We start from the raw sequence: 21136 nt of genomic DNA, 5'->3' as shown, positions 1-21136 counted from the left end.
GAGTCGCGCCGAGTCAATCCGAGAGTTCGCCGAGCCGCTGGCGTCTCAGGTAAGCCTTACCTATATTGGAATCATCATGTTCCTCGAAAGCCGCGAGCCCGAACTCCAGCCCTCTGCACTCCGCGTGTTCTTCGCCGGCGACTCCTCGGCCGTCTCCGACATCCGGTCGATGCTCGAGGTGCTCCCGATCTGCGCTCGGGGTCAGGTCTTCATCGAGGTCGCCGACCCGAGCGAGATCGTCGCTGTCGAGGCTCCGGGTCGAGTGACCGTCACGTGGCTCGACCGCTCACGCCGCTCCGGTCGGCCCGGCACCGGTGAGCGCTGCCTCCCGGGTGTCGCCCTCGAGCGTGCGGCCCGCGCCTGGCTCGGCGAGTTCTTCGTCGACCGCGAGGCGCTCGTCACGAGCGACTACGTCCTCTGGATCGGTGGGGCCGCGTCGTTCGCGTACGACCTCCGCCACGACCTCGCCGAGTTGTTCCACGCCGAGGCGACCTCCGTCTGAGGCGCGGCCTCCCGGCTGAGGCGACCTCCGTCTGAGGCGCGGCCTCAGGCGGTGGCGCGCGACAGCGGCACCACGAGCGGCGTGTGCGTCTGGGGGTCGTCGATGATCTCGCAGGGCAGGCCGAAGACGTCCGACACGAGGTCCGCCGTCAGCACGTCGCCCGCCGTGCCCTGGGCGACGATCCTGCCGTCCTTCATCACGACGAGGTGTGTGGCGTAGCGGGCCGCCTGGTTGAGGTCGTGAAGGACGACGACGAGGGTCCGCCCCTCGCGGTGGAGCCGTGCGCAGAGCTCGAGGACCTCGTACTGGTGCGCGATGTCGAGGAACGTCGTCGGCTCGTCGAGCAGCAGCAGCTCGGTCTGCTGGGCGAGGGCCATGGCGATCCACGCGCGCTGGCGCTGCCCGCCCGAGAGCTCGGCGACGCCGCGGTCTGCGAGATCGACGATGTCGGTCGCGAGGAGGGCCTGCGCGACGGCCTCCTCGTCGGCGGCGGACCACTGCCGGAAGAGCCCCTGGTGCGGGAACCGGCCTCGTCCGACGAGGTCGCGGACGCTGATGGCCTCCGGTGCGATCGGGCTCTGCGGCAGCATTCCGAGGCGCTTCGCCACCTCCTTCGAGTGGTACGACGGCAGGGGGCGGCCGTCGAGCGTCACCGTCCCGGCGCGCGGCTTCAGCGTCCGGGCGAGCGCCTTCAGGAGGGTCGACTTGCCGCAGGCGTTCGGCCCGATCACGACGGTCAGCTCGCCGTCGGGGACGTCGAACGAGAGGTCGTCGGCGACGACGCGGTCGTCGTAGGCGAGTCGCAGGCCTCGGGCGGACAGGGTCGAGGGGGCGCCGGACATCAGAGGGTGCCTTTCTTCCACTCGGTGACGAGCAGGTAGCCGAGGTAGACGCCGCCGACGACGGCGGTCAGGAGGCCGACGGGCAGCTGCGCCCCGAAGGGCGACTGCTGGACGAGGAGGTCGGCGAAGACGAGGAGGGCTGCGCCGAGGAGCGCCGACAGGAGCATCCCGGCGCCCGGGGCCCTGGCGAGCCGCCGGGCGATCTGCGGCGCAGTCAGAGACACGAAGGCGATCGGCCCCGCGGCTGCCACCGAGGCGGCGCCGAGCCCGATGGCGACCAGGATGACGAGGGTCCGGGTCACCAAGACGCGCGCGCCCAGCGACTCGGCCAGCTCGTCGCCCATCTCGACCAGGGCCAGGCGCCGCTCGAGCGCGAGTGCGCAGGGGATCAGGACCACGACGGGGATCCAGATCGTCAGGCTGTCGGACCACGACCGGTCGGCGAGCGTGCCGTTGATGTAGGAGGACAGCACGGTCGCCTCCTGCTGGTTCACCCGGGTGACCACGAACTGCACGAACGCGACGGCCATCGCCGAGACGCCGATCCCGACGAGGATCATCCGCGACGGCGAGGAGAAGCCGCGGCCCGTGCCCAGCCAGACCAGCGCCATCGCGGCACCCGCGCCGACCAGGGCTCCGAGCGGGGTCGGCAGGACGCCCGGCACGAGCAGGCCGAAGAACGCGGCTCCCGCGCTCGCGCCGGAGCCGAGACCGATGACGTCGGGGCTGCCGAGCGGGTTGCGGGTCACGGTCTGGAAGAGGGCGCCGGCGACTCCCAGAGCTGCACCGACCCCGAGGGCGGTGACGAGGCGGGGCCCGCGCAGCACGTTCAGGACGAACTCGGTCCGGCCCGGAGCGGGGGAGACCACGGCCGCGGGCAGGTCGAGGAGCGGGATGCCGAGGGTCCCCAGGGTCAGGGTGCCGACAGAAAGCGCGAGGACGGCCAGCGCGAGGAGTCCGCCGACGACGACGCTGCGACGCCGGAGGGGCAGGCTCAGCCAGGTGCCGGCGCGGAGGACGATCGCCGGGTTCTGCCGAGGCAGAGCCGCGGCCTCCGGGCGGCTGCCGGTCGGGGGCGCGGCGACGCGCGCGGTCACTCGCGGCCCCGCATCCTGCGCACGGCGAGCAGCAGGACGGGCGCGCCGAGGAACGCGGTGACGACGCCCACGGAGAGCTCCTGCGGGCTCGCGACGACGCGGCCGACGACGTCGGCCAGGAGGAGGAGCGTCGGCCCCAGGAGGGCGCTGAACGGCAGCAGCCAGCGGTGGTCGCCGCCCGTGAATCCGCGGACGATGTGCGGCACTGCCAGCCCGACGAAGGCGATGGGCCCGATCGCTGCGGTGGATCCGGCGCAGAGGAGTGTCGCTGCCAGGGCGCCGACGATCCTGGTCCGGCCGACCGCGACGCCGAGCGCCGTCGCCGTGTCGTCGCCCAGGGCGAGCGCGTTGAGCGCCCCCGGCAGGAGGAGGGTGAGCGCGCCGCCGGAGATCAGGACGGGCAGCACCTGAGAGACGACGCCGGGGTCGCGGCCGGCGAGACTGCCGACCACCCAGAAGCGGTAGTCGGCGAAGGTCGCCGGGTGGGTGAGCGTCACGGCCTGGATGACGGCGGCCAGGATCGCGGAGACCACGGCCCCGGCGAGCACGAGCCGCACCGGGGAGGCTCCGCGGCGACCGGACCCGAGGGCGTGCACGGCGACGACGGCGAGCAGGGCGCCGGGGACGGCCAGCCAGACGCGGGCGCTGCCGGTGCCGACGCCGAAGAAGGTCAGGCCGACGACGATGGCCGTGCTGGCGCCGACGTTCACGCCGAGGAGGCCCGGGTCGCCGAGCGGGTTGCGGGTCAGGCCCTGGACGACGACGCCGGCGACAGCGAGTGCTGCCCCGCAGAGCAGGCCGAGGACCGTCCGCGGGATCCTCGACTGCACGACCGTGTCGTCGTAGCTGCTGCCGGGGTGGACGAGAGCCTGCCAGACCGTCCCGAGCGGGACCGGGTGGGCGCCGACCGCGATGCTCAGCAGAGCGGCGAGGACGAGGACGCCCGCCGCGAGGGCGAGGGCCGGGAGCAGTCGTGCCGCGCCCGGCGAAGCCCTCGGCCGGGTGAGGGCCGCGGTCGCTCGGGGTGTCGCCTCGAGCGTCGAGGCCCGGCTCACGCGGCGAGCCTCTCGGCCATCAGTTCTCGGCCTTCCCGAGCCGCCAGTAGCCCATGAAGGCCACCTGCTGCCGATCGATGCCGAGGTCGCCGACCAGGAAGCGGCGGAGGGTCTTGATCGCCCCGGCCTCTCCGGCCAGCCAGGCGTAGAACTCGCCCGCGAGGCGGCCGCCCTCCGGGACCTCCCAGAGGATGTCGTGGTCGATGTCGACGTCGACGAGGCTCGCAGGATCGGACGGCACGCCGTGGTGCTCGGCGGTCACGAAGCGGGCGGTCCAGTCGCGCACCGCCTCGATCAGCAGCTCGCCGTGCGGCGCCTGCCGCGTCGAGCGGGGCAGCCAGTGCACGTGCACCCCCTCGGGAGCGATGACGTCGAGGACGTCGTCGGGGGTCGGCACCTCGAGGAAGACGCAGCCCACGGCAGAGCTCTCGAGCTGGGCCAGGATCGCGGAGACGGCCGGCACGGCGGTCTCGTCGCCCGCCAGGAGCACGGTCGCGGCCCCGGCGGGGTTCCACTCGATCCCGCCGCCCAGAGCGCCGCCCCGGACGTCGGGCCCGACCAGGATCAGCTCGTCGCCCACCTCGGCGCTCGACACCCAGGCCGACGCCGGCCCGGCGTCGCCGTGCGCGACGAAGTCGATGTCGACCTCGCGCTCCCGCGGTCGGATCGCGCGGGCCGTGAAGGTGCGGAAGACGTTCCGCTCCGCGTTGCTCTGACGCCGCCAGGCCGACCACCAGTCGGACGTGACCGGGAACCGTTCGAGGCCGTGGTCGGGGTGCGGGAGGACGACCTTGAGGCGCTGGTCGAGCCCGGCGTCGCCGAAGTGGGCGAGCTCGGAGCCCTCGAACGTGACGCGGACGAAGCCCGGGCTGAGCACGTCGATCCGCGACACCGTCACGGGGAAGATGCCGGGGGCGAGGGGCGTTCTCGTCGAAGTAAGCACACCCTAACTATGGCATGCCTAACCTCGTGGTTCCTCGGCGTCGAGAGACAGCCGCTCGAGTCGGCCCGGTCGAGGCGCGCTACAGGTCGGCGGGAAGGCCCACCAGCTGCGAGGTGCGGTCCCAGACCGCTTCGGCGAGCAGCGTGTCGCGAGCCTGCGGCGCCTGACGCCCGAACGGCTTCAACTGGTCGAAGTAGGTGCCGCTCGGCACGCCGATCGTGGTGGGACCGGCGAGCTGGATCAGCGGCACCGCGCCGGCGTCGGCGGAGATGCCGTAGTTGCCGTTCGTGAGCATGTTCACCATCCGCATCGACGCCGAGTCGCCGCCGAAGCCCGTGGCGACGAAGCCCGGGTGGAACGCGAACGCCTCGATGTCGGACCGGGCGGCGAGCTGCGAGATGAACATGTTCGTGAGCAGCTTGCTGGTGCCGTAGGCGCGCCAGCCGCCGACCCAGAGCCGCTTGCTCCAGTTGAGGTCGTCCAGCCGCACCTGCCCCATGAGGTTGGCGGTGCTCGAGGTCGAGACGACCCGACCCGAGCTCTCGAGGAGGCGGGGGAGGAGGAGCCGCGTCAGGAGGAACGGCGCGAGGTGGTTGGACTGGACCGTGCGCTCGTAGCCGTCGACGGTCACCTCCCGCCGGCTGACGAGACCGCCGGCGTTGTTGGCCAGCACGTCGATCCGGGGGTGCTGCTCGAGGAGGGTGTCGGCGAGTCTCCGCACGTCGTCGAGCCGGTCGAAGTCGCAGACGTGCCACACTCCGCCGATCTGCTCGGCGACGGCGCGCGTGCGGTCGGGGTTCCGGCCGACGACGGCGACGGTGGCGCCGCCCTCGGCGAGGGCGATCGCGGCTTTGCGGCCGATCCCGCTGGATGCTCCGGTGAGGACGATGGTGCGCGGCGAGGTCATCGGTAGCCGCCTTTCTCGAGGCCGGCTTCGATCTCGAATCGATTGGTGAGCGCATCGCGGCCCGCGATGGCGTAGAGCAGCGGCATGAGCATGCCGTGCTTCTTCCACTGCGCGACGTGGACGGCCTCGTGCTCGAGCACGTCGTCGCCGTCGTTGTCGCGGGTGAGGTACACGCGGCCGACACAGGTGCCGCCGCGTCGGAAGGCCCAGCGGGGGAGCCCGGCGCAGACGATCAGATCGCCGACCACCCGGATCCTGCCCGTGCTGAGGGGTGCGCCGATCGCCAGGCCCACGGCCGTCGCGACGGCGCAGCCCGCACGGGAGACGGGCGAGTCGAGGAGGGGGTTCTTCACGGACGGCCGTACGCGTCGAGGAGGCGGAGCCAGATCTCGCTGACCGTCGGGTACGACGGCACGGCGTGCCAGAGCCGGTCGATCGGCACCTCGCCGACGACGGCGATGGTCGCCGCGTGGAGGAGGTCGGAGACCTCGGGACCGACGAAGGTGGCGCCGACGAGGACCTTCCGCGACTCGTCGACGACGATGCGCGCCTGGCCCTTGTAGACGTCGGACTTGAGGCTCGATCCTGCGAGGGCGGCGAGGTCGTAGTCGACGACGCGCACGTCGATGCCCTGCTTCTGGGCGGCGTCGGCGGTGAGGCCGACGCTGGCGACCTCGGGGCTGGTGAAGGTGACCTGCGGGACCGCGGCGTGGTCGGCGGTCGCGACGTGGGCGCCCCAGGGCTCCGTCTGGAGCGGCTTGCCGAGCGCGCGCGCGGCGATGACCTCGCCGGCGGCCCTCGCCTGGTACTTGCCCTGGTGGGTCAGGAGGGCGCGGTGGTTGACGTCGCCCACCCCGTACAGCCAGTCGGTGCCGTGCACGAGCAGCGTGTCGTCGACGTGGAGCCAGTCGCCCGGCTCGATGCCGACGTTCTCGAGGCCGAGGTCGTCCGTGCGGGGGAGACGACCGGTGGCGACCAGGATCTCGTCGGTGATGACGGTCGTGCCGTCGGAGAGGGTCGTCTCGACGAGGTCGTGCTCGGTGCGGACGACCTCGGTCGGCGAGACGCCCAGTCGGAGGTCGACGCCGAGGTCGGTGAGCGCGTCGCGCACGAACTCGCCGGCGAAGGGCTCCTGCCCGCCGAGGAGTCCGCTGCGGGCAGCGAGGGTGACCTTCGCGCCGAGCTGCTGGTACGCCGTCGCCATCTCGGCGGCGACCACGCCGCCGCCGACGATCATCAGGCTCTGCGGGATCACCTTGGCGCTCGTCGCGTCGCGGCTCGTCCAGGGGCGGGCGTCGCGGAGGCCCGGGACGTCGGGCAGCAGGGCGGTCGACCCGGTGACGGCGGCGACCGCGTGCGTGGCGGTCAGGACCTGCCCGTCGACGGTCACCTCGCGGACGCCGGTGATGGTGGCGTGCCCGCGGATCAGGTCGATCCCGGCGCCGGCGACCCACTCGGCCTGCGACGAGTCGTCCCAGTTGCTCGTGAAGGAGTCGCGGCGGTTCAGCACCGCCTGCACGTCGAGCTCGCCGGTCACGGCCTCCCGCGCCCCGCCGACCGCGCGGGCCGCGTTCAGGGCGGTCGAGCTCATGAGGAGCGCCTTCGACGGCATGCAGGCCCAGTAGGAGCACTCCCCGCCGACGAGCTCGGCTTCGACGAGGGCGACCTTCAGGCCCCCGCGGGTCGCGTAGTCGGCCACGTTCTCGCCGACAGCTCCGGCACCGATCACGATCAGGTCATAAGTCGTCATGATCTGAAGGTAGCGTCCGGCACCCCCGGGTGTTCCCAGCCACAGCGAATCCGGGGGCGGGAGTCTCGCGATCTCCCTCGGTGGAACCTGGGAGGGGGCCCGGGACGGCGCGTAGGGTGCTGCGTGACGGCGCAACCGCGACGCGAACTCGAAAGAAGGAGGCTCGTATGGGTATCGGCGACAAGATCCAGAACGCTGCTCAGGATGCGGCCGGCAAGGCCAAAGAGGCAGCCGGCAAGGCCACGGACAACGAGAACCTCGAAGCAGAGGGTCACGGCGACCAGGCCGAGGCATCCGCCAAGAAGGCGGGCGAGAACGTCAAGGACGTCTTCAAGTCCTGACACCCGTTGCAGCGTCCGGCCCGTCACCCTCGAGGTGGCGGGCCTTCGCTCTGCCTGCGCGGGCCATCGTCCTGTCTGCGGCAGTCCGGTCGGGCGGCGTCAGCGGCCGGTGAACTCCGCCTCGCCGCGGGCCTGGAACGACTTCATGCCGAGGCCGGCGTCGTCGGTCTGCATCAGTCGGACGAGCTCCGGCTGGAGCCTCTTCTCGGCTGCCGCCTCTCCGTCCCGGACGGCCAGGCGCGCGTTCGCGAGAGTCGCCTGCACCGCCAGCGGCGCCTGGGCTGCGATCCGGTGGGCGAGGTCGTAGGCGCGGTTGTAGACCTGGTCGTTGAAGACGACCTCCTGCACGAGTCCGATCCTGAGCGCCTCCTTGGCGTCGAAGGTCTCGCCGGTCAGCATCCACCGCATCGCGTTGCCCCAGCCGACGCGCGCCGGGAACCTCGTCGTCGCGCCGCCGAACGGCAGGATGCCTCGTCGCACCTCCATCTGGCCGAAGCGGCTGGTCTTCGCCGAGATGACGATGTCGCTCACGAGCGCCAGCTCGACACCGAGGGTGAGGCAGGTGCCCTGGACGGCCATGACGACCGGCTTCGACAGCTGCGCGCCGTCGACCTGCCACGGGTTCATGCCGCCCTCGGGGACGATGTCGAGGCCCTCCGGCGTGACCGCCTTCGCCACGTCCGCGAGGTCGAGGCCCGCGGTGAAGTGCTCGCCCTTCGCGTGCAGGAGGCCCACCCAGAGGTCGGGGTCGCTCTCGAGCAGGCCGTAGGCCAGGGCGAGCTCGTTCAGCATGCGGAGGTCGGCCGCGTTCCGCTTCTCCTCGCGGTCGAGACCGATGATCAGCACGTGACCGTCGCGCTCCACCGAGACGCGCGGGCGGGAGTCGTCGAGGTCCTGGGGGGCGGTACGGGGGCTCATGCCTCGAAGGCTAGCGGGCGAGGGCGCCGACGATGCGCAGGATCGTGCCCAGGTCGTCGGCCGCCGCCTCGGCGGTCGCCGGCGCGAACGAGCAGATGCCGGCGCCGGTGAGCTCGAACCGCTCGCGGAGCGCCTGGATGGTCGCCACGAGGGTGGCCGGCTCCAGGCCGAACGGCTGCGGGTCGAGCAGGCCGTCGAAGCTGGAGGGATCGAGGACGTCGAGGTCGACGTGGATGTAGACGGAGGTCGCGCCGGTCGCGGCGACCGCGTCGACGACGTCCTGCGGGTCGAGGTCGAAGGCGCTGACCGTGGCGATGCCCGACTCCTCGACGAAGGCGTCCTCCGCGTCGTCGAAGCTGCGGGCCCCGGCGAGGACCACGCGGCTGGTGGGGATGCGGGGCGGCGTGACCGTGACGGCTCCGGCGCGGAGCTCGTCGTCGGCCCGACCGACGAGGGCGCCGAGGATCATCCCGCTGAACGCACCGCTCTCGCTCGACTCGGGGGAGTGGAGGTCGGGGTGCGCGTCGAACCAGACCACGCAGGTGTCGTCGCGGTAGGCGTGGGCCACGGCAGCGAGCTCGATGCCGCAGTCGCCGCCGACGACGAGCGCCGTCTCGTCGGAGGACGCCAGCTCGGCCGCGAGAGCGTCGGCCGTGGAGCTGATGGCGGAGAGGCGGTGGATGGTCGTGCCGAGGGCGTCGCCCGCGCCGACCGGCACCTCGATCAGCGTGCTCGCCTTTGCCGGCAGGTCGCCGAAGATGGCGTCGGCACCGTCGGACAGGCGCATGGCGCGCGACGAGGGAGAGCCCTGCCACTGGGGTACTGCGACGAACCTCATGACGCAGAGTCTTCCACGAACGGCTCGCCCCGACCGCGCAGGCGGTCGGGGCGAGTCCTCGAGCGGGCGCTCGACGAGGGATGCTGCAGGATCAGGAGCCCAGCGGCTTCGACTCCCAGTGCTCGACCGGGGCGGCCCCGCCGCCGAGCTTCAGCTGCGCGAGGCGCGCCTCGACCTCGGTCTGGGCGTCGAGGTCGTCGAGGCTCTCGAACTGCGCGTCGAGGCTGGAGGCCTGCAGCTCCTGCTGACCCATGACCTTCGCCTCCTCGCGCCGGATCTTGTCCTCGAAGCGGCCCAGATCGCTCGTGGGGTCGAGCACGTTGATGCTGCCGATCGCGTCGTTGACCCTGCCCTGGGCCTCCGCCATCTTCGACCGCGCGACGAGCTCGTTGCGCTTGGCGTTGAGATCCTGGAGCTTCTGCTCCATGCCGGTCAGGCCCTTCTTCAGCCGCTCGACGACCTCCGTCTGCTGCGCGATGGTCGGCTCGGCCTCGCGGGCCTCCTTCTCGCTCGACAGCTGGCGGCCGAGCGCGACCTTGGCGAGCGCGTCGAACTTGTCGGCCTCGGCTGCGTTGCCCGCGGTGCGGAGCTCGTCGCCCTTGCGGCTGGCAGCCAGCGCCTTGGTGCCCCAGTCGGCGGCCGCCGCGACGTCCTCCTCGTGGTCCTGCTCGAGGAGGCGCAGGTTGCCGATGGTCTCGGCGACGGCGTTCCGGGCGTCGGCGATGCTGTTGGTGTAGTCGCGGACCAGCTGGTCGAGCATCAGCTTCGGGTCTTCGGCCTGATCGATCAGGTTGTTGACGTTGGCCTTCGTGAGCTGCGCGATGCGTCCGAAGATCGACTGCTTTGCCATCGGTGCTTTCCTTTCGTGATGTCCGCTGCCGGACGTCGGGTTGCGTGGGTGCCGTGTGTGATCGTGGGGTGCTGGTGGCTGGGTGTGGCGCCGGGGGCTCGCCCCGGTGGCTCGCCCCGGGGTCTCGCCCCGGGGTCAGAAGCGCCCGCCGCTGTCGTCGAAGCCGCCGCCTCCGCCGCCTCCGCCGAAGTCGCCGCCGCCTCCGAAGTCGCCCCCTCCGAAGCCGCCGCCGTCGCCTCCGCCTCCACCCCAGCCGCCGCCGCCGAAGCCGCCGCCTCCGCCGTTGAGGAGACCGCCGATGAGGACGCCGGTCAGGATCCCGCCGAGGTTCGCCCCGCCCCCGCCGCCGCGACCGTATCCGCCGTACCCGCCGCCGAACGGGCTGCCGCCGAAGCCCTGCTGCTGGTAAGCGCCCACTTCGGCGTCCGCATCCTGCACGGCCGCGTTCGCCATGGCGCCCGCCTGCTGCGCCTCGGCGACGGCGCGGTTCGGGTCGGCGGTCGCGAGGGAGACCGCGGTCGAGAGGTGCCGTTCGGCCTCCGAGAGGCGCGTGCGCGGCCCGGCGCTGATCGCGCCCCGGCGGGTCTCGATGAAGTCGCGGGCGGAGCTGATCTGGCCGCGGGCGGCGAGGAGCGCCTGGTCGAGGGCGGCCTCGACGCGCTGCCTCGAGACCTCGGCGTCGCGGACCGTCGCCATGGTCGTGTCGATCCTGGTGTTCGCCGTCGAGAGGCGGTCGAGCACGCTGAGCGGGTCGGCCCGGTTGGCCTCGGCGTAGCCGAGCGCGGCCTGGACGTCGGAGACGGCTCCGGCGAGGTCCGCGCCCTGCGGCACGGCGCCCGCCGGCACCTTCTGCGCGGCCTGGATGTCGGATCGGAGGTCGGCCGTCGCGGCGTCGATGCTCGCCTGCGCGGTCGAGAGGGTGGCCCCGGCCTTGTCGATCGCGTCGAGCAGCTGCCCGACCTGGACGAGCGCCTGGCGTCCGCGCTGCACGGAGCCGACCGCCTCGCCCTTGCTGCCGGCCTGGATCTGCGCCTCGGCGTCCGAGGCCCGCTGACCGGCGAACTCGAGGAGCTGCGCCACCTGCTGCGGATTGCCGGAGATGCTGGCGACGGCCCGGGCGGAGTACGTGGAGGTCAGAGCGGCGAGCGTGCTCGTGGACTGCCCGGATCGGGCCTCGGCCGCCTGGATGTCGGCGCGGAGCCTCGCGGTGTCGTCCACCACGGTCGCCTCGGACGCGCGAAGCCGGTCGTACGCCTCGGACTGCGCCTCGATGTCTCCGTGTGCCGCCTCGCAGAGCGCGATGATCTGCTCCGTCCACTCCCGCTTCTGCTGGGGCGTGTCGGGGATCTCGTCGTCGAGCTGCTGGCGGAGCTCGAAGGCCTGCCTGACCCTCGCCTTCGCCGACTCGACCGCCTGCGCGAACGGGGCGGCGGCGGCGTCGCCGAACTGCGCGCTGGCGAAGTCGACCTCCTGGGTGGCCTGCGTGATCTGGTCGTCGATGCCGACGAGGAGGGCGCCCGCCCGCCGGTCGAGCTCGGCCTGGCTCGCCGCCTGCTCGGCCTCGAGCGCTCTGCGCGAGCGGCGGCGACGGGTCACCACGACGATCACGACGATCGCCGCGATGACGAGCACCACGAGCAGGGCGATCGGGATCCAGCTGAGGTCGGCGGGGCCCTGGGCCTCGTCGATGCCGGTGGCGAGGGCGACGGCGGCAGCGCCCCACTGCCGGTCGCGGAGCTGCGGCACGAGGTCGTTCTTCTCGATGCTCGCCAGCTGGTCGGTGGTCAGAGACGAGGCGGTCGACTTCTGGACGTCGTAGAGCCGGTCGGTGACGGCGACCGAGAGCAGGACGTCGTTCTGGCCGAGGCTGTTGAGGGTCGCCATCTCGGAGCCCCACTGGGCACGGTCGGACGGGTCGGTGAACCTCGGCACGAACACGACCAGCAGCGTGATGCCGGTGTCGGTCTGGGTCTTCTTGACCGCCGCCTCGATCTTCGACTGGTCGGAGCCGCTCAGGACGTCCGCCTTGTCGACGACGTAGGCGCCGTTCAGCTCGACGGGGGCCGTGGCGTGCGCGGCCGTCGAGGGGGCGAGCAGGATCGCGCCGACGAACGCCAGCAGCAGTGCGACGGCGGCTGCGAAAGCGCTCGGCCGCCGGCCGGAGCGGGCCGCAGCGGCCCTTCGGGACAGCCGGGGCCGATCCGCTCGATGCTCGATGACGGTGTCGATGGTGCCCAAGCGGTCGTCCCCAGTCCTGTGTCGCGGAACGACCTGATCGCTCCGTTCCGGGGGAGTCTAGCGAGGGGCGATGACACGAGTGTGAGTTAATCGAGGGGTGCCCCGCGTCCCCGCTCCGCTCCTCGCGGTCGCGGCGATCTTCTCCGTCCAGTTCGGCAGCGCCTTCGCCAGGACGCACTTCGACGAGATCGGCCCGACGGGCGCCGCGACCCTCCGCCTGGTGTTCGCCGCCGTGATCCTGGTGGCCGTCGTACGGCCTCGAGTGGGCAACTGGACCCGCCGCCAGTGGCTCGCGGCCGGGGTGCTCGGACTGGCCCTCGCCGGCATGAACTCGCTCATCTACCTGGCCGTCGCACGCATCCCGCTGGGGGTGGCGGTGACCCTCGAGTTCACCGGCCCGCTGGTGCTCGCCCTCGTGCAGACGAGGCGCCTCCGCGACCTGCTGTGGGCGCTCGTGGCGTTCGCGGGCGTGATCCTGCTGGGCCTCGGAAGCACGACGGGCGTCGCCGTCGGGGGAGTCCTGCTCGCCTTCGGTGCGGCGGCGTTCTGGGCGGGCTACATCCTCGCGAGCTCGCGCGTCGGCCGCGAGACGCCGGGCATCGACGGCCTGGTCGTGGCCATCGTCGTCGCCGCGGTCGTCGTGACCCCGTTCGGCGCTGCGGACGCGGTGTCGTCGATCCGGGCGGATCCGTGGCTGATCGGGGTCTTCGCGATCGTCGCCGTGCTGACGTCGGCGCTCCCGTACGCGCTCGAGCTCATCGCGCTGCGGAGTCTGCCGACCCGCGTCTTCGGAGTGCTCTCGAGCCTCGGCCCCGCGGTCGCCGCGCTGGCCGGGCTCGTCGTCATCGGCCAGCTGCTCGACCTCCGCGAGGTGATCGCCCTGGTGCTGGTCACGGCCGCGAGCGTCGGCGTCACCATCTCGCGCTCGCGGGACGCCGTCGTTGTCCCCGTGACGCCCGGAGACTGACCGTTGTAACCCGAAATCCGCGCTTGCACAGGATTTTCTCTGGGTCAAGCCGGTGCTTTGTACCCTCCCCGCCGGTACTCTTCACGAAGGGACTTCACAGAGGAAGACCCGGGGCCGCGACCTGTCAGGTGCGGTCGATCCCGTCCGTCACGAGCGGGCGTGACCCGCATCCGGCGGGTGAGACCCGTCACTTTCGGGCGAGACACAGAGGGAGGAACACCATGGGTGCTGTTCTGGAGCGCACATCACACGCGGAGGTCGTGCCGCTCGGCGACGGCTTCAGCCGCGTGTCGACGCCCACCGCGGGCGTCATCGGTTTCGTGAGAGAGAGGGACGGCCGCTTCGAGGTCCTCCGTGGCCGCGTTCGCAGCGCGACCCGCTCCGAGGGCGCCTACGGCAGCCTCGACGTCGCAGTCATCGCTCTCACCTACAGCTGAGCCTCACCGCCTCGGCTCCCGCACGGCTCGACCTCCTGGTCGGGCCGTTCGTGTTCTCCCGGGGGTTCTGGCTCGGCGTCAGGCCGGCTGTCGCGTCGGCGTCAGGCCGGTTGTCGCGTCGGCGTCAGGCCGGCTGTCGCGCGTGGGGCGCGAACATGATCACGGACACGCCCACGAGGCAGATCAGGGCGCCGATCACGTCCCACCGGTCGGGCTCGAAGCGGTCGACGACGACGCCCCACACGAGTGCGCCCGCGACGAACACGCCTCCGTACGCCGCGAGGATCCTGCCGAAGCTCGCATCGGGCTGCAGCGTCGCGATGAACCCGTAGGCGCCGAGGGCCATCACGCCGAGGCCCGCCCACCACCAGGCGCGCCCCTCGCGGACCGCCTGCCAGATGAGCCACGAGCCGCCGATCTCGGCTCCGGCTGCCAGCACGAACAGCACGATCACTCTCAGGGCGCCCATGCTGCTCATTCTGGCTGCTGCCGTCCCTCCCCGTGCGCTTCCGCCCCCTGCTTGTACAAATGGACGGAGATCCTCGCGCGCCCGGCCTCCCTCCGTCCATATCGACGGAGATTCGGGCTCCCGAGCCTCCGTGCGTACATATGGACGGAGATCCGCAGGATCCCGCCCGGCTCATGCGGATCGGGGGCCCATCGCTCGAGAATCTCCGTCCATATGTACGGGCTGCGCAGAACGACGGAGATCCTCGCCTCCTGGTCGTTCTTCCGTCCATATCGACGGAAATCCGGTCTTTCGAGCCTTCTGGCGTACATATGGACGGAGATTCGCAGGATCCCGCCCGGCTCACGCGGATCGGGGGCCCATTGCGCGAGAATCTCCGTCCATATGTACGCAGGAAGCCCGCAGGCGCAGGATCTCCGTCGATATGGACGGAAGGACGGGCGCAGACGCAGGATCTCCGTCCATATGTACGGAGAGGAGGCACGAGACAGGCGAAGGCCAGGGGGAAGGCAGGCAGAAATCGCCGAGGGGAGGTGCCCCCAGAAGGATTCGAACCTTCGCCCCTGCCTCCGGAGGGCAGTGCTCTATCCCCTGAGCTATGGGGGCCAGGAGCAGGATCAAGGCTAGCAGCCTTCCAGCCGCAGCACCGACAGCGCCCGCCGCACCACGACGACTCCGCGTCGACCCCGACACGACCCCGAGCGGACGCGCACCCCCGGGGTGCATGCTCGGAGGATGAGCCCCGAGCACCAGAGCCCCGAGCACGACAACACCCAGCACGACAACACAGAGCACCAGAGCCTCCGCGACCTCCTCCGCAAGGCGAGGGTCCGCGCGGAGGCTCCGGACTTCGACCCCGACGAGGCGCCCGCCGACCCGGTCGGCCTCTTCCGCGAGTGGCTGACAGCCGCCGTCGACGGCGGCGTGCCCCAGCCGGAGGCCATGACCCTCGCGACCTCGTCCCCGACCGGCGACGTCACGGCACGGACGCTCCTCCTCAAAGACCTCGACGACGCCTTCTGGTTCGCGTCGTCGTCGCTCAGCCCGAAGGGCCGCCAGCTCAACCAGAACCCGCGCGTCGCGCTCACGTTCTACTGGCGGGAGCAGGGCCGGCAGGTCCGCGTCCTGGGCGAGGCGAGCCGCGGGCCGCGCGATGTGAGCGCCGCCGACTTCACGGCCCGGCACCCCGACTCCCGCGCGGTCGCGATCGCCCAGCGGCAGAGCACCCCGATCGACGACGCGCAGGATGCGGAGGCCCGCCTGGCCGAAGCCAAGGAGCGCATCGCGAGCGACGACGAGTTCACCCCCGACGACTGGACGGCCTACCGGGTCGCGCCCACCGCGATCGAGTTCTGGCAGGCGACGACGGGTCGCGATCAGGTGCGGCTCCGCTACGACCGCACGCCCGACGGCTGGGACCGCGCGACGCTCTGGCCCTGATCCTGCAGCCGCAGCAGCAGCAGCAGCCGCAACCGCAGCCGCAACTGCAGCCGCAGCCGCCGGCACCGCAGCCCCCGCCCGCGTAACAGGGCGACACGTCCGTGCGCGGGCGAGCGGGCCCGACGACCATGGACGCATGCCCGCAGAAGCCCGCCCGCGTCTCGCCGTGATCGAGGTGACGCGTTTCCGGCCCCACGCCCCGGAGTACCACGCGTACGTCGACACGCTGAACTCGCGCGTCCGGGCTCTGGCGGAGGTCACCGGCTGGGAGGCCACCCGGTTCGCCGCGGCCGACCTCGGCGAGGCCGCGCTCCTGCAGCTGACCGACGGCGCCGACGCGATCGCGCTGATGGGCGGCGAGGACCTCGCTCCCGAGTGGTACGGCGGCGAGTCCGGCTACCGGCGGGAGGGCCGCCACTACGAGGAGGCCGACGCCGCCCAGCTGGCGCTCGTCCACCGCGCCCTCGACCGCGGCACCCCGCTGCTCGGCGTCTGCCGCGGGCACCAGCTCCTGAACGTCGCCCTCGGCGGCACGCTGGTCCAGCACCTCGACGGCGACACCGTGCACCTCAATGCCGGCGCCCCGGTCGAGGAGCTCATGCAGCACCACACCGTCGACCTCGACGAGGGCAGCAGGATCCACGCCCTCCTCGGCAGCACGGTCGGCGTCCGAAGCGCTCACCACCAGGCGATCGGGCGTCTCGCCACCGGCGTCCGCGTCGTCGGCCTGGCCTCGGACGGCGTGGTCGAGGCGGTCGAGCACGAGTCGGCGCCCGTCACGGGCGTCCAGTGGCACCCGGAGGACCGCGGGGCTCCCGCCGGGCAGCTCCTCAGCCTCCTCGACGGGCTGTCCGAACAGGTGCGGCTCGCCGCCTGATCCTGCGCCGACTCGTTTCTCGGGCCGTCAGCCCTTCGAGAGCGCGGACAGCGACGCGATCGCCGCGTCGACGAGCGGCTCGGCCCCGCCCGGCTCGCCGAACGTCGGATCGGCGGAGGTCGCGACGACCCAGTAGTCGCCGGTGAACGCCTCCGCGGTGCCCTGGTCGCCGACGAGGTCGAAGTAGCCCTCGCCTCGGTAGGTCGGGACGGGGTTGCTCGAGACGACGAGGCTGTTCTTGAGCTTCGTGAGGCTGGCGGTGCTGAAGCGGCCGACGGCGAGGGTCATGGTGGTGCCGGCGGCGTTCTTCCAGGTGCAGACGGTGCCGCCGTAGGCGCCGATCACGGCGGCGTCGCTCTTCGCCGGAGCGGCGGCCTTCGTCAGCGCCGTCATCCCGGCGTACGAGGCGGCGATGGTCGTCTCGGGCACGAGCTGGTCGCAGGGCTCCGAGAAGGCGGTCGCGTCGAGCGCTCCCGCTCCGCCGGTGGGCGTCGCGGACGGCGCGGGGCGGGCCGCGGCCGACGTGGTCGGAGCGCCGGGCTGCGTGCCGGTGCAGCCCGACAGCACGCCGACGGAGGCGAGCGCGAGGGCGGGCACGGCGATCCGGCGCAGGATCGCGAGACGGGCGGGGGAGTGTCCGGAGGCCGCGGTCATGCCTCTCATCTTGGCGTGTCCCACCTCGCGAGGAGGTGAGAGGCTCGCCCGGTAGGATTGTCGACCGTGACTCCCGCCGAACTCTCCGCCTCCCTGCTCGCCATCGTCCAGGGTGTCGCCGACCGCCGAGCGGAGGCTGCTGACGGCCCCGAGGCATCCGACAGCGCACGGCCGCGCGTCGAGGTCACCGAGGCCGACGTCGCCCTGGAGCGCCCGAAGAACCGGGACCACGGCGACTGGGCCTCGAACGTCGCCATGAAGTTCGCCAAGCGCCTCGGCACGAACCCGCGCGAGCTGGCCGCCGACATCGCCGCCGACCTCGCCGAGGTCGACGGCATCGCGACCGTCGACGTCGCGGGCCCCGGCTTCATCAACATCACCCTCGACGCCGCAGCGGCGGGCGCGCTCGCCAAGAGCATCGTCGAGCAGGGCGACGCGTACGGCCGCGGCTCGTACTACGAGGGCGTGACGATCGACCTCGAGTTCGTGTCGGCGAACCCCACCGGCCCGATCCACATCGGCGGGGTCCGCTGGGCGGCGATGGGCGACAGCCTCGCCCGCATCTTCCAGGCCGTCGGCGGCCTGGTCACCCGCGAGTACTACTTCAACGACCACGGCGGTCAGATCGACCGGTTCGCCCGCAGCCTGCTGGCGTCGGCGCTCGGCGAGCCCGCGCCGGAGGACGGCTACGGCGGGGTCTACATCGCAGAGATCGCCGCGCGCGTCCTCGAGACCTACGACGGCGACATCCGCGATCTCCCGCGCGACGAGGCGCAGGAGCTCTTCCGCGCCGAGGGCGTCGAGTTCATGTTCACCGACATCAAGCGCTCGCTGCACGAGTTCGGGGTCGACTTCGACGTCTACTTCCACGAGAACTCGCTCCACGAGTCGAAGGCCGTCGAGCGCGCCATCGCGCGGCTCAGCGAGCTCGGCCACATCTACGAGGCCGACGGCGCCACCTGGCTCCGCACGACGGAGTTCGGCGACGACCGCGACCGCGTCATCATCAAGAGCGACGGCGAGGCGGCGTACATCGCCGGCGACCTCGCGTACTACCTCGACAAGCGCGAGCGGGGCTTCGAGCGCAACATCATCCTGCTCGGCGCCGACCACCACGGCTACGTCGGCCGCCTCATGGCGATGACCGCCGCCTTCGGCGACGAGCCGGGCGTCAACCTCGAGATCATCATCGGCCAGCTGGTCAACCTCGTCCGGGGCGGCGAGCCGGTCCGGATGTCGAAGCGGAACGGCACCGTCGTGTCGATGGAGGACCTCGTCGAGGCCGTCGGCGTCGACGCCGGCCGCTACGCGCTCGTCCGCTACTCCGCCGACTCCATGATCGACATCGACCTCGACCTGCTCACCAAGCGCAGCAACGACAACCCGGTGTTCTACGTGCAGTACGCCCACGCCCGCACCCGTGCCGTGGGCCGCAACGCCGAGGCCGCAGGCGTCGACCGCAGCGTCTTCGACGCGTCGCTCCTCACGCACCCGACCGAGGCCGCGCTCCTCGGGGCACTCTCCGAGCTGCCGCGCGTCGTCCAGCAGGCCGCTGAGCTCCGCGAGCCGCACCGTGTCGCGCGCTACGTCGAAGAGGTCGCGGGCACCTACCACCGCTGGTACGACGCCTGCCGCGTCACGCCGCTCGGCGACGAAGAGGTCACCGACGTCCACCGCACGAGGCTCTGGCTGAACGACGCCGCCGGGCAGGTGATCCGCAACGGTCTCGGCCTCCTGGGCGTGTCCGCGCCCGAGCGGATGTGACGATGAGCCAGTACTCCGATGGCCGGTCTCCGGCTCGAAGCGACATGGACGACCTCTTCCAGCCCAACCACACGGCGAAGAGGCGGCGCGGCTCGACGATCTTCATGACGGTCCTGATCGTCCTCGTCGTGCTCTTCGCGGTCCTGGCGGTCGTGGCGGAGCTCGTCGCCCGGAACTACGCCGAGGGGCGCGCCGAGAAAGAGATCGACTCGTCGCTGCCGTCGGGCACGACCGGCGGCGTCGACGTCTCGATCCACGGGTTCTCCGTGATCCTGCAGGCCCTGAACGGCAGTCTCGACGACATGACGCTCACATCGAAGAACCTCGTCGTCGGGAAGGTCCCGCTGCGGTTCACCGCGGAGCTGACCGACGTGCCGCTGAAGTCGGGTGGCACGACCGGGCCGGTCGACGCGACGGTGAAGGTCGATCAGGCCGGCGTGAACGCGTCGCCGCTGCTGCGAGACGCGAGCGGCAAGGTCGCCCTGGGCCGCGGCACGTTCTCGTACGACAGCTCGATCGACATCCTCGGTCTGGCCCTGAAGTACAAGCTGACGGCCAAGCCCGCCATCGACTCCTCCGGCACGAGGCTCGACCTGACGCCGACCGACGCGGCCATCACCTCGTCGAACTCCTCCGTCGACGTCTCGTCGCTCCTGTCGTACCTCAAGACCAACCCGGTGTCGGTCTGCGTCGCCAAGTCGCTGCCGAAGGGCGTCACCGTGACCGGGGTCGACGTGGCGCCCGACCTCCTCACCCTCGACCTCCACTCGAAGGGCCTGCCGCTCTCCGAGTCGGGCCTGACCACGACCGGGAGCTGCTGATGTCCGACACCCTCGCGCCGTCCTGGCTCGTCCCGCCGACCGACGCCAACGAGCTCGCCCGCTCGGTCTGGTCGTCGACGGCCGTCCGCGACGGGTCCGGCCGACTCGTCGTCGGCGGAGTCGCAGCCGAAGATCTCGCCGCGCGCTTCGGGACACCGCTCTACGTCGTCGACGAGGCTGACTTCCGCGCCCGGGCGGCCGAGGCCCGGCGCGTCTTCGACGACGAGGCCCGCAGGATCGGCACCACGGCCAAGGTCTACTACGCGGGCAAGGCGTTCCTCTCCGGCGCCGTCGCGCGCTGGGTGGCCGAGGCAGGCCTCAGCGTCGACGTGTGCACCGGCGGCGAGCTCGCGGTCGCGCTCCGCTCGGGCGTCGAGCCCTCGCGGATCGGCTTCCACGGCAACAACAAGTCGCTCGCCGAGATCGACCGGGCCGTCGAGGCCGGGGTCGGCGCGATCGTCATCGACAGCCGGATCGAGATCGACCGCATCGCCGAGGCCGCCCTGCGCCACGGCGTCGTGCAGGGGGTCCGCGTCCGCGTCAACTCGGGCGTCCACGCGTCGACGCACGAGTACCTCGCGACGGCCCGCGAAGACCAGAAGTTCGGCATCACCCTCGCCGACACCCCCGACGCGGTCGGCGCGATCCGCGAGAGCGGCAGTCTCCGCCTGCTGGGCCTCCACAGCCACATCGGCTCGCAGATCTTCGGCACCGACGGGTTCCGCGAGGCGGCCAGGCGGCTGCTCGAGGTCCATGCGTCGCTGCTGTCCGGCGGCGACGTCCCCGAGCTCAATCTCGGCGGCGGCTTCGGCGTCAACTACCTCAGCGTCGACGAGGCCGCTCCTCTCGGCGACCTGGCGCGCGGCATCGCCGACGTCGTGGCCGCGGAGTGCGCCCGCCTCGGCATCCCGGTCCCCGTCGTCGCCGTCGAGCCCGGCCGCGTCATCGCCGGCCCTGCGGGCACGACGCTCTACACGGTCGGCACCACGAAGGACGTCAGCGTCGCCGTCGACGACTCCGTCGCGGTCCGTCGCTACGTGAGCGTCGACGGCGGGATGAGCGACAACATCCGTCCCGCGCTCTACCGCGCCGACTACTCGGTCAGGATCGCGTCGCGCACGTCCTCCGCCGAGCCCGCCCTGGTGCGGGTGGTCGGCAAGCACTGCGAGTCCGGCGACGTCGTCGTCCTGGGCGACTACCTCCCGGGCGACGTGACGCCGGGCGATCTCCTTGCGGTGCCCGTGACCGGTGCGTACTGCTGGAGCCTCGCCAGCAACTACAACCACGTCGGCAGGCCCCCCGTCGTCGCGGTGCGCGACGGTGTCGCCACCGTGATCGTCCGCGGCGAGACCGAAGACGACGTCCTGGCCCGCGACGCGTTCCTCGACGGCCCGACAGCGTGACCGACCCCAGCAGAGAGACCCCC

The 21136-nt window shown here is 72.1% G+C and carries 22 protein-coding genes and 1 tRNA gene; 9 read left to right on the top strand and 14 right to left on the bottom strand.

The window, feature by feature from the left end; all coding sequences use genetic code 11:
• Window positions 1–76 precede the first annotated feature (76 nt).
• Window positions 77–502, top strand: a complete 426-nt coding sequence (locus ABD733_RS03520) for an SIP domain-containing protein (protein ID WP_344793644.1) — start codon at window positions 77–79, stop codon at window positions 500–502.
• Window positions 503–546: 44 nt separating this feature from the next.
• On the opposite strand, the gene ABD733_RS03515 is transcribed toward ABD733_RS03520, so the two are convergent.
• The 7 genes from ABD733_RS03515 to ABD733_RS03485 form a co-directional block, all read right to left on the bottom strand.
• Entirely contained in the window at window positions 547–1344 is a 798-nt protein-coding gene (locus ABD733_RS03515) for an ABC transporter ATP-binding protein (protein WP_344793643.1), read from the bottom strand.
• A complete protein-coding gene (locus ABD733_RS03510; protein ID WP_344793642.1) occupies window positions 1344–2441 on the bottom strand; it encodes a FecCD family ABC transporter permease in 1098 nt (365 codons plus the stop codon). Before ABD733_RS03510 ends, ABD733_RS03515 begins: the two co-directional genes overlap by 1 nt.
• Window positions 2438–3496: a FecCD family ABC transporter permease gene (locus tag ABD733_RS03505; protein ID WP_344793641.1), complete on the bottom strand. Its 1059-nt coding sequence runs from the start codon at window positions 3494–3496 to the stop codon at window positions 2438–2440. Before ABD733_RS03505 ends, ABD733_RS03510 begins: the two co-directional genes overlap by 4 nt.
• A 19-nt stretch (window positions 3497–3515) precedes the next feature.
• Window positions 3516–4439 (bottom strand): siderophore-interacting protein, encoded by a 924-nt coding sequence (locus ABD733_RS03500; protein WP_344793640.1) that lies wholly within the window; start codon window positions 4437–4439, stop codon window positions 3516–3518.
• A 79-nt stretch (window positions 4440–4518) separates the two neighbouring features.
• Window positions 4519–5346, bottom strand: coding sequence for an SDR family NAD(P)-dependent oxidoreductase (locus tag ABD733_RS03495; RefSeq protein WP_344793639.1), 828 nt, complete (start codon window positions 5344–5346; stop codon window positions 4519–4521).
• Window positions 5343–5699, bottom strand: a complete 357-nt coding sequence (locus tag ABD733_RS03490; RefSeq protein ID WP_344793638.1) for a Fe-S oxidoreductase — start codon at window positions 5697–5699, stop codon at window positions 5343–5345. The genes ABD733_RS03495 and ABD733_RS03490 overlap by 4 nt, the downstream gene beginning before the upstream one ends.
• Window positions 5696–7096 carry a dihydrolipoyl dehydrogenase family protein gene (locus tag ABD733_RS03485; protein ID WP_344793637.1) on the bottom strand — a complete coding sequence of 467 codons (1401 nt, stop codon included), beginning with the start codon at window positions 7094–7096 and terminating at the stop codon, window positions 5696–5698. The genes ABD733_RS03490 and ABD733_RS03485 overlap by 4 nt, the downstream gene beginning before the upstream one ends.
• A gap of 167 nt (window positions 7097–7263) precedes the next feature.
• On the opposite strand from ABD733_RS03485, the gene ABD733_RS03480 reads away from it, so the two are divergent.
• Window positions 7264–7437: a CsbD family protein gene (locus ABD733_RS03480; protein ID WP_344793636.1), complete on the top strand. Its 174-nt coding sequence runs from the start codon at window positions 7264–7266 to the stop codon at window positions 7435–7437.
• A 99-nt stretch (window positions 7438–7536) separates the two neighbouring features.
• Here ABD733_RS03480 and ABD733_RS03475 read toward each other — a convergent pair whose 3' ends face one another.
• From ABD733_RS03475 to ABD733_RS03460, 4 genes are all read right to left on the bottom strand, one after another.
• Window positions 7537–8355 (bottom strand): crotonase/enoyl-CoA hydratase family protein, encoded by an 819-nt coding sequence (locus ABD733_RS03475; protein ID WP_344793635.1) that lies wholly within the window; start codon window positions 8353–8355, stop codon window positions 7537–7539.
• A 10-nt stretch (window positions 8356–8365) separates the two neighbouring features.
• The gene (locus tag ABD733_RS03470; protein ID WP_344793634.1) at window positions 8366–9193 is read right to left on the bottom strand and encodes an arginase family protein; all 828 of its coding nucleotides are present in this window, start codon (window positions 9191–9193) and stop codon (window positions 8366–8368) included.
• Between the two features lie 91 nt (window positions 9194–9284).
• Window positions 9285–10043 carry a PspA/IM30 family protein gene (locus ABD733_RS03465; protein ID WP_344793633.1) on the bottom strand — a complete coding sequence of 253 codons (759 nt, stop codon included), beginning with the start codon at window positions 10041–10043 and terminating at the stop codon, window positions 9285–9287.
• A gap of 135 nt (window positions 10044–10178) precedes the next feature.
• Entirely contained in the window at window positions 10179–12281 is a 2103-nt protein-coding gene (locus ABD733_RS03460; protein WP_344793632.1) for a TPM domain-containing protein, read from the bottom strand.
• Between the two features lie 97 nt (window positions 12282–12378).
• Between ABD733_RS03460 and ABD733_RS03455 the strand changes: the two genes are divergently transcribed.
• A complete protein-coding gene (locus ABD733_RS03455; protein ID WP_344793631.1) occupies window positions 12379–13248 on the top strand; it encodes an EamA family transporter in 870 nt (289 codons plus the stop codon).
• 221 nt (window positions 13249–13469) lie between these two features.
• Entirely contained in the window at window positions 13470–13685 is a 216-nt protein-coding gene (locus ABD733_RS03450) for a hypothetical protein (protein WP_344793630.1), read from the top strand.
• 124 nt (window positions 13686–13809) lie between these two features.
• On the opposite strand, the gene ABD733_RS03445 is transcribed toward ABD733_RS03450, so the two are convergent.
• Window positions 13810–14154 (bottom strand): YnfA family protein, encoded by a 345-nt coding sequence (locus ABD733_RS03445; RefSeq protein WP_344793629.1) that lies wholly within the window; start codon window positions 14152–14154, stop codon window positions 13810–13812.
• 534 nt (window positions 14155–14688) lie between these two features.
• Window positions 14689–14760, bottom strand: a tRNA-Arg gene (locus tag ABD733_RS03440).
• A 129-nt stretch (window positions 14761–14889) separates the two neighbouring features.
• On the opposite strand from ABD733_RS03440, the gene ABD733_RS03435 reads away from it, so the two are divergent.
• Window positions 14890–15594: a pyridoxine/pyridoxamine 5'-phosphate oxidase gene (locus tag ABD733_RS03435; protein WP_344793628.1), complete on the top strand. Its 705-nt coding sequence runs from the start codon at window positions 14890–14892 to the stop codon at window positions 15592–15594.
• Window positions 15595–15730: 136 nt separating this feature from the next.
• Window positions 15731–16471 (top strand): gamma-glutamyl-gamma-aminobutyrate hydrolase family protein, encoded by a 741-nt coding sequence (locus tag ABD733_RS03430; protein ID WP_344793627.1) that lies wholly within the window; start codon window positions 15731–15733, stop codon window positions 16469–16471.
• Between the two features lie 27 nt (window positions 16472–16498).
• Here the strand turns inward: ABD733_RS03430 and ABD733_RS03425 are convergent, their stop codons facing one another.
• Entirely contained in the window at window positions 16499–17125 is a 627-nt protein-coding gene (locus tag ABD733_RS03425; protein WP_344793626.1) for a hypothetical protein, read from the bottom strand.
• A gap of 66 nt (window positions 17126–17191) precedes the next feature.
• Here ABD733_RS03425 and argS point away from each other — a divergent pair, with 66 nt between their 5' ends.
• From argS to lysA, 3 genes are read left to right on the top strand one after another with little or no spacing between them, the layout of a single operon-like run.
• Entirely contained in the window at window positions 17192–18889 is a 1698-nt protein-coding gene (argS, locus tag ABD733_RS03420) for an arginine--tRNA ligase (RefSeq protein ID WP_344793625.1), read from the top strand.
• 2 nt (window positions 18890–18891) lie between these two features.
• Window positions 18892–19710 (top strand): LmeA family phospholipid-binding protein, encoded by an 819-nt coding sequence (locus ABD733_RS03415; protein WP_344793624.1) that lies wholly within the window; start codon window positions 18892–18894, stop codon window positions 19708–19710.
• Window positions 19707–21113: a diaminopimelate decarboxylase gene (gene lysA / locus ABD733_RS03410; RefSeq protein ID WP_344795987.1), complete on the top strand. Its 1407-nt coding sequence runs from the start codon at window positions 19707–19709 to the stop codon at window positions 21111–21113. The genes ABD733_RS03415 and lysA overlap by 4 nt, the downstream gene beginning before the upstream one ends.
• Window positions 21114–21136 lie beyond the last annotated feature (23 nt).

The sequence above is a fragment of the Frondihabitans peucedani genome (assembly GCF_039537585.1).
Taxonomy (GTDB): domain Bacteria; phylum Actinomycetota; class Actinomycetes; order Actinomycetales; family Microbacteriaceae; genus Frondihabitans; species Frondihabitans peucedani.
This window is presented reverse-complemented; position numbering and strand designations above follow the sequence as displayed.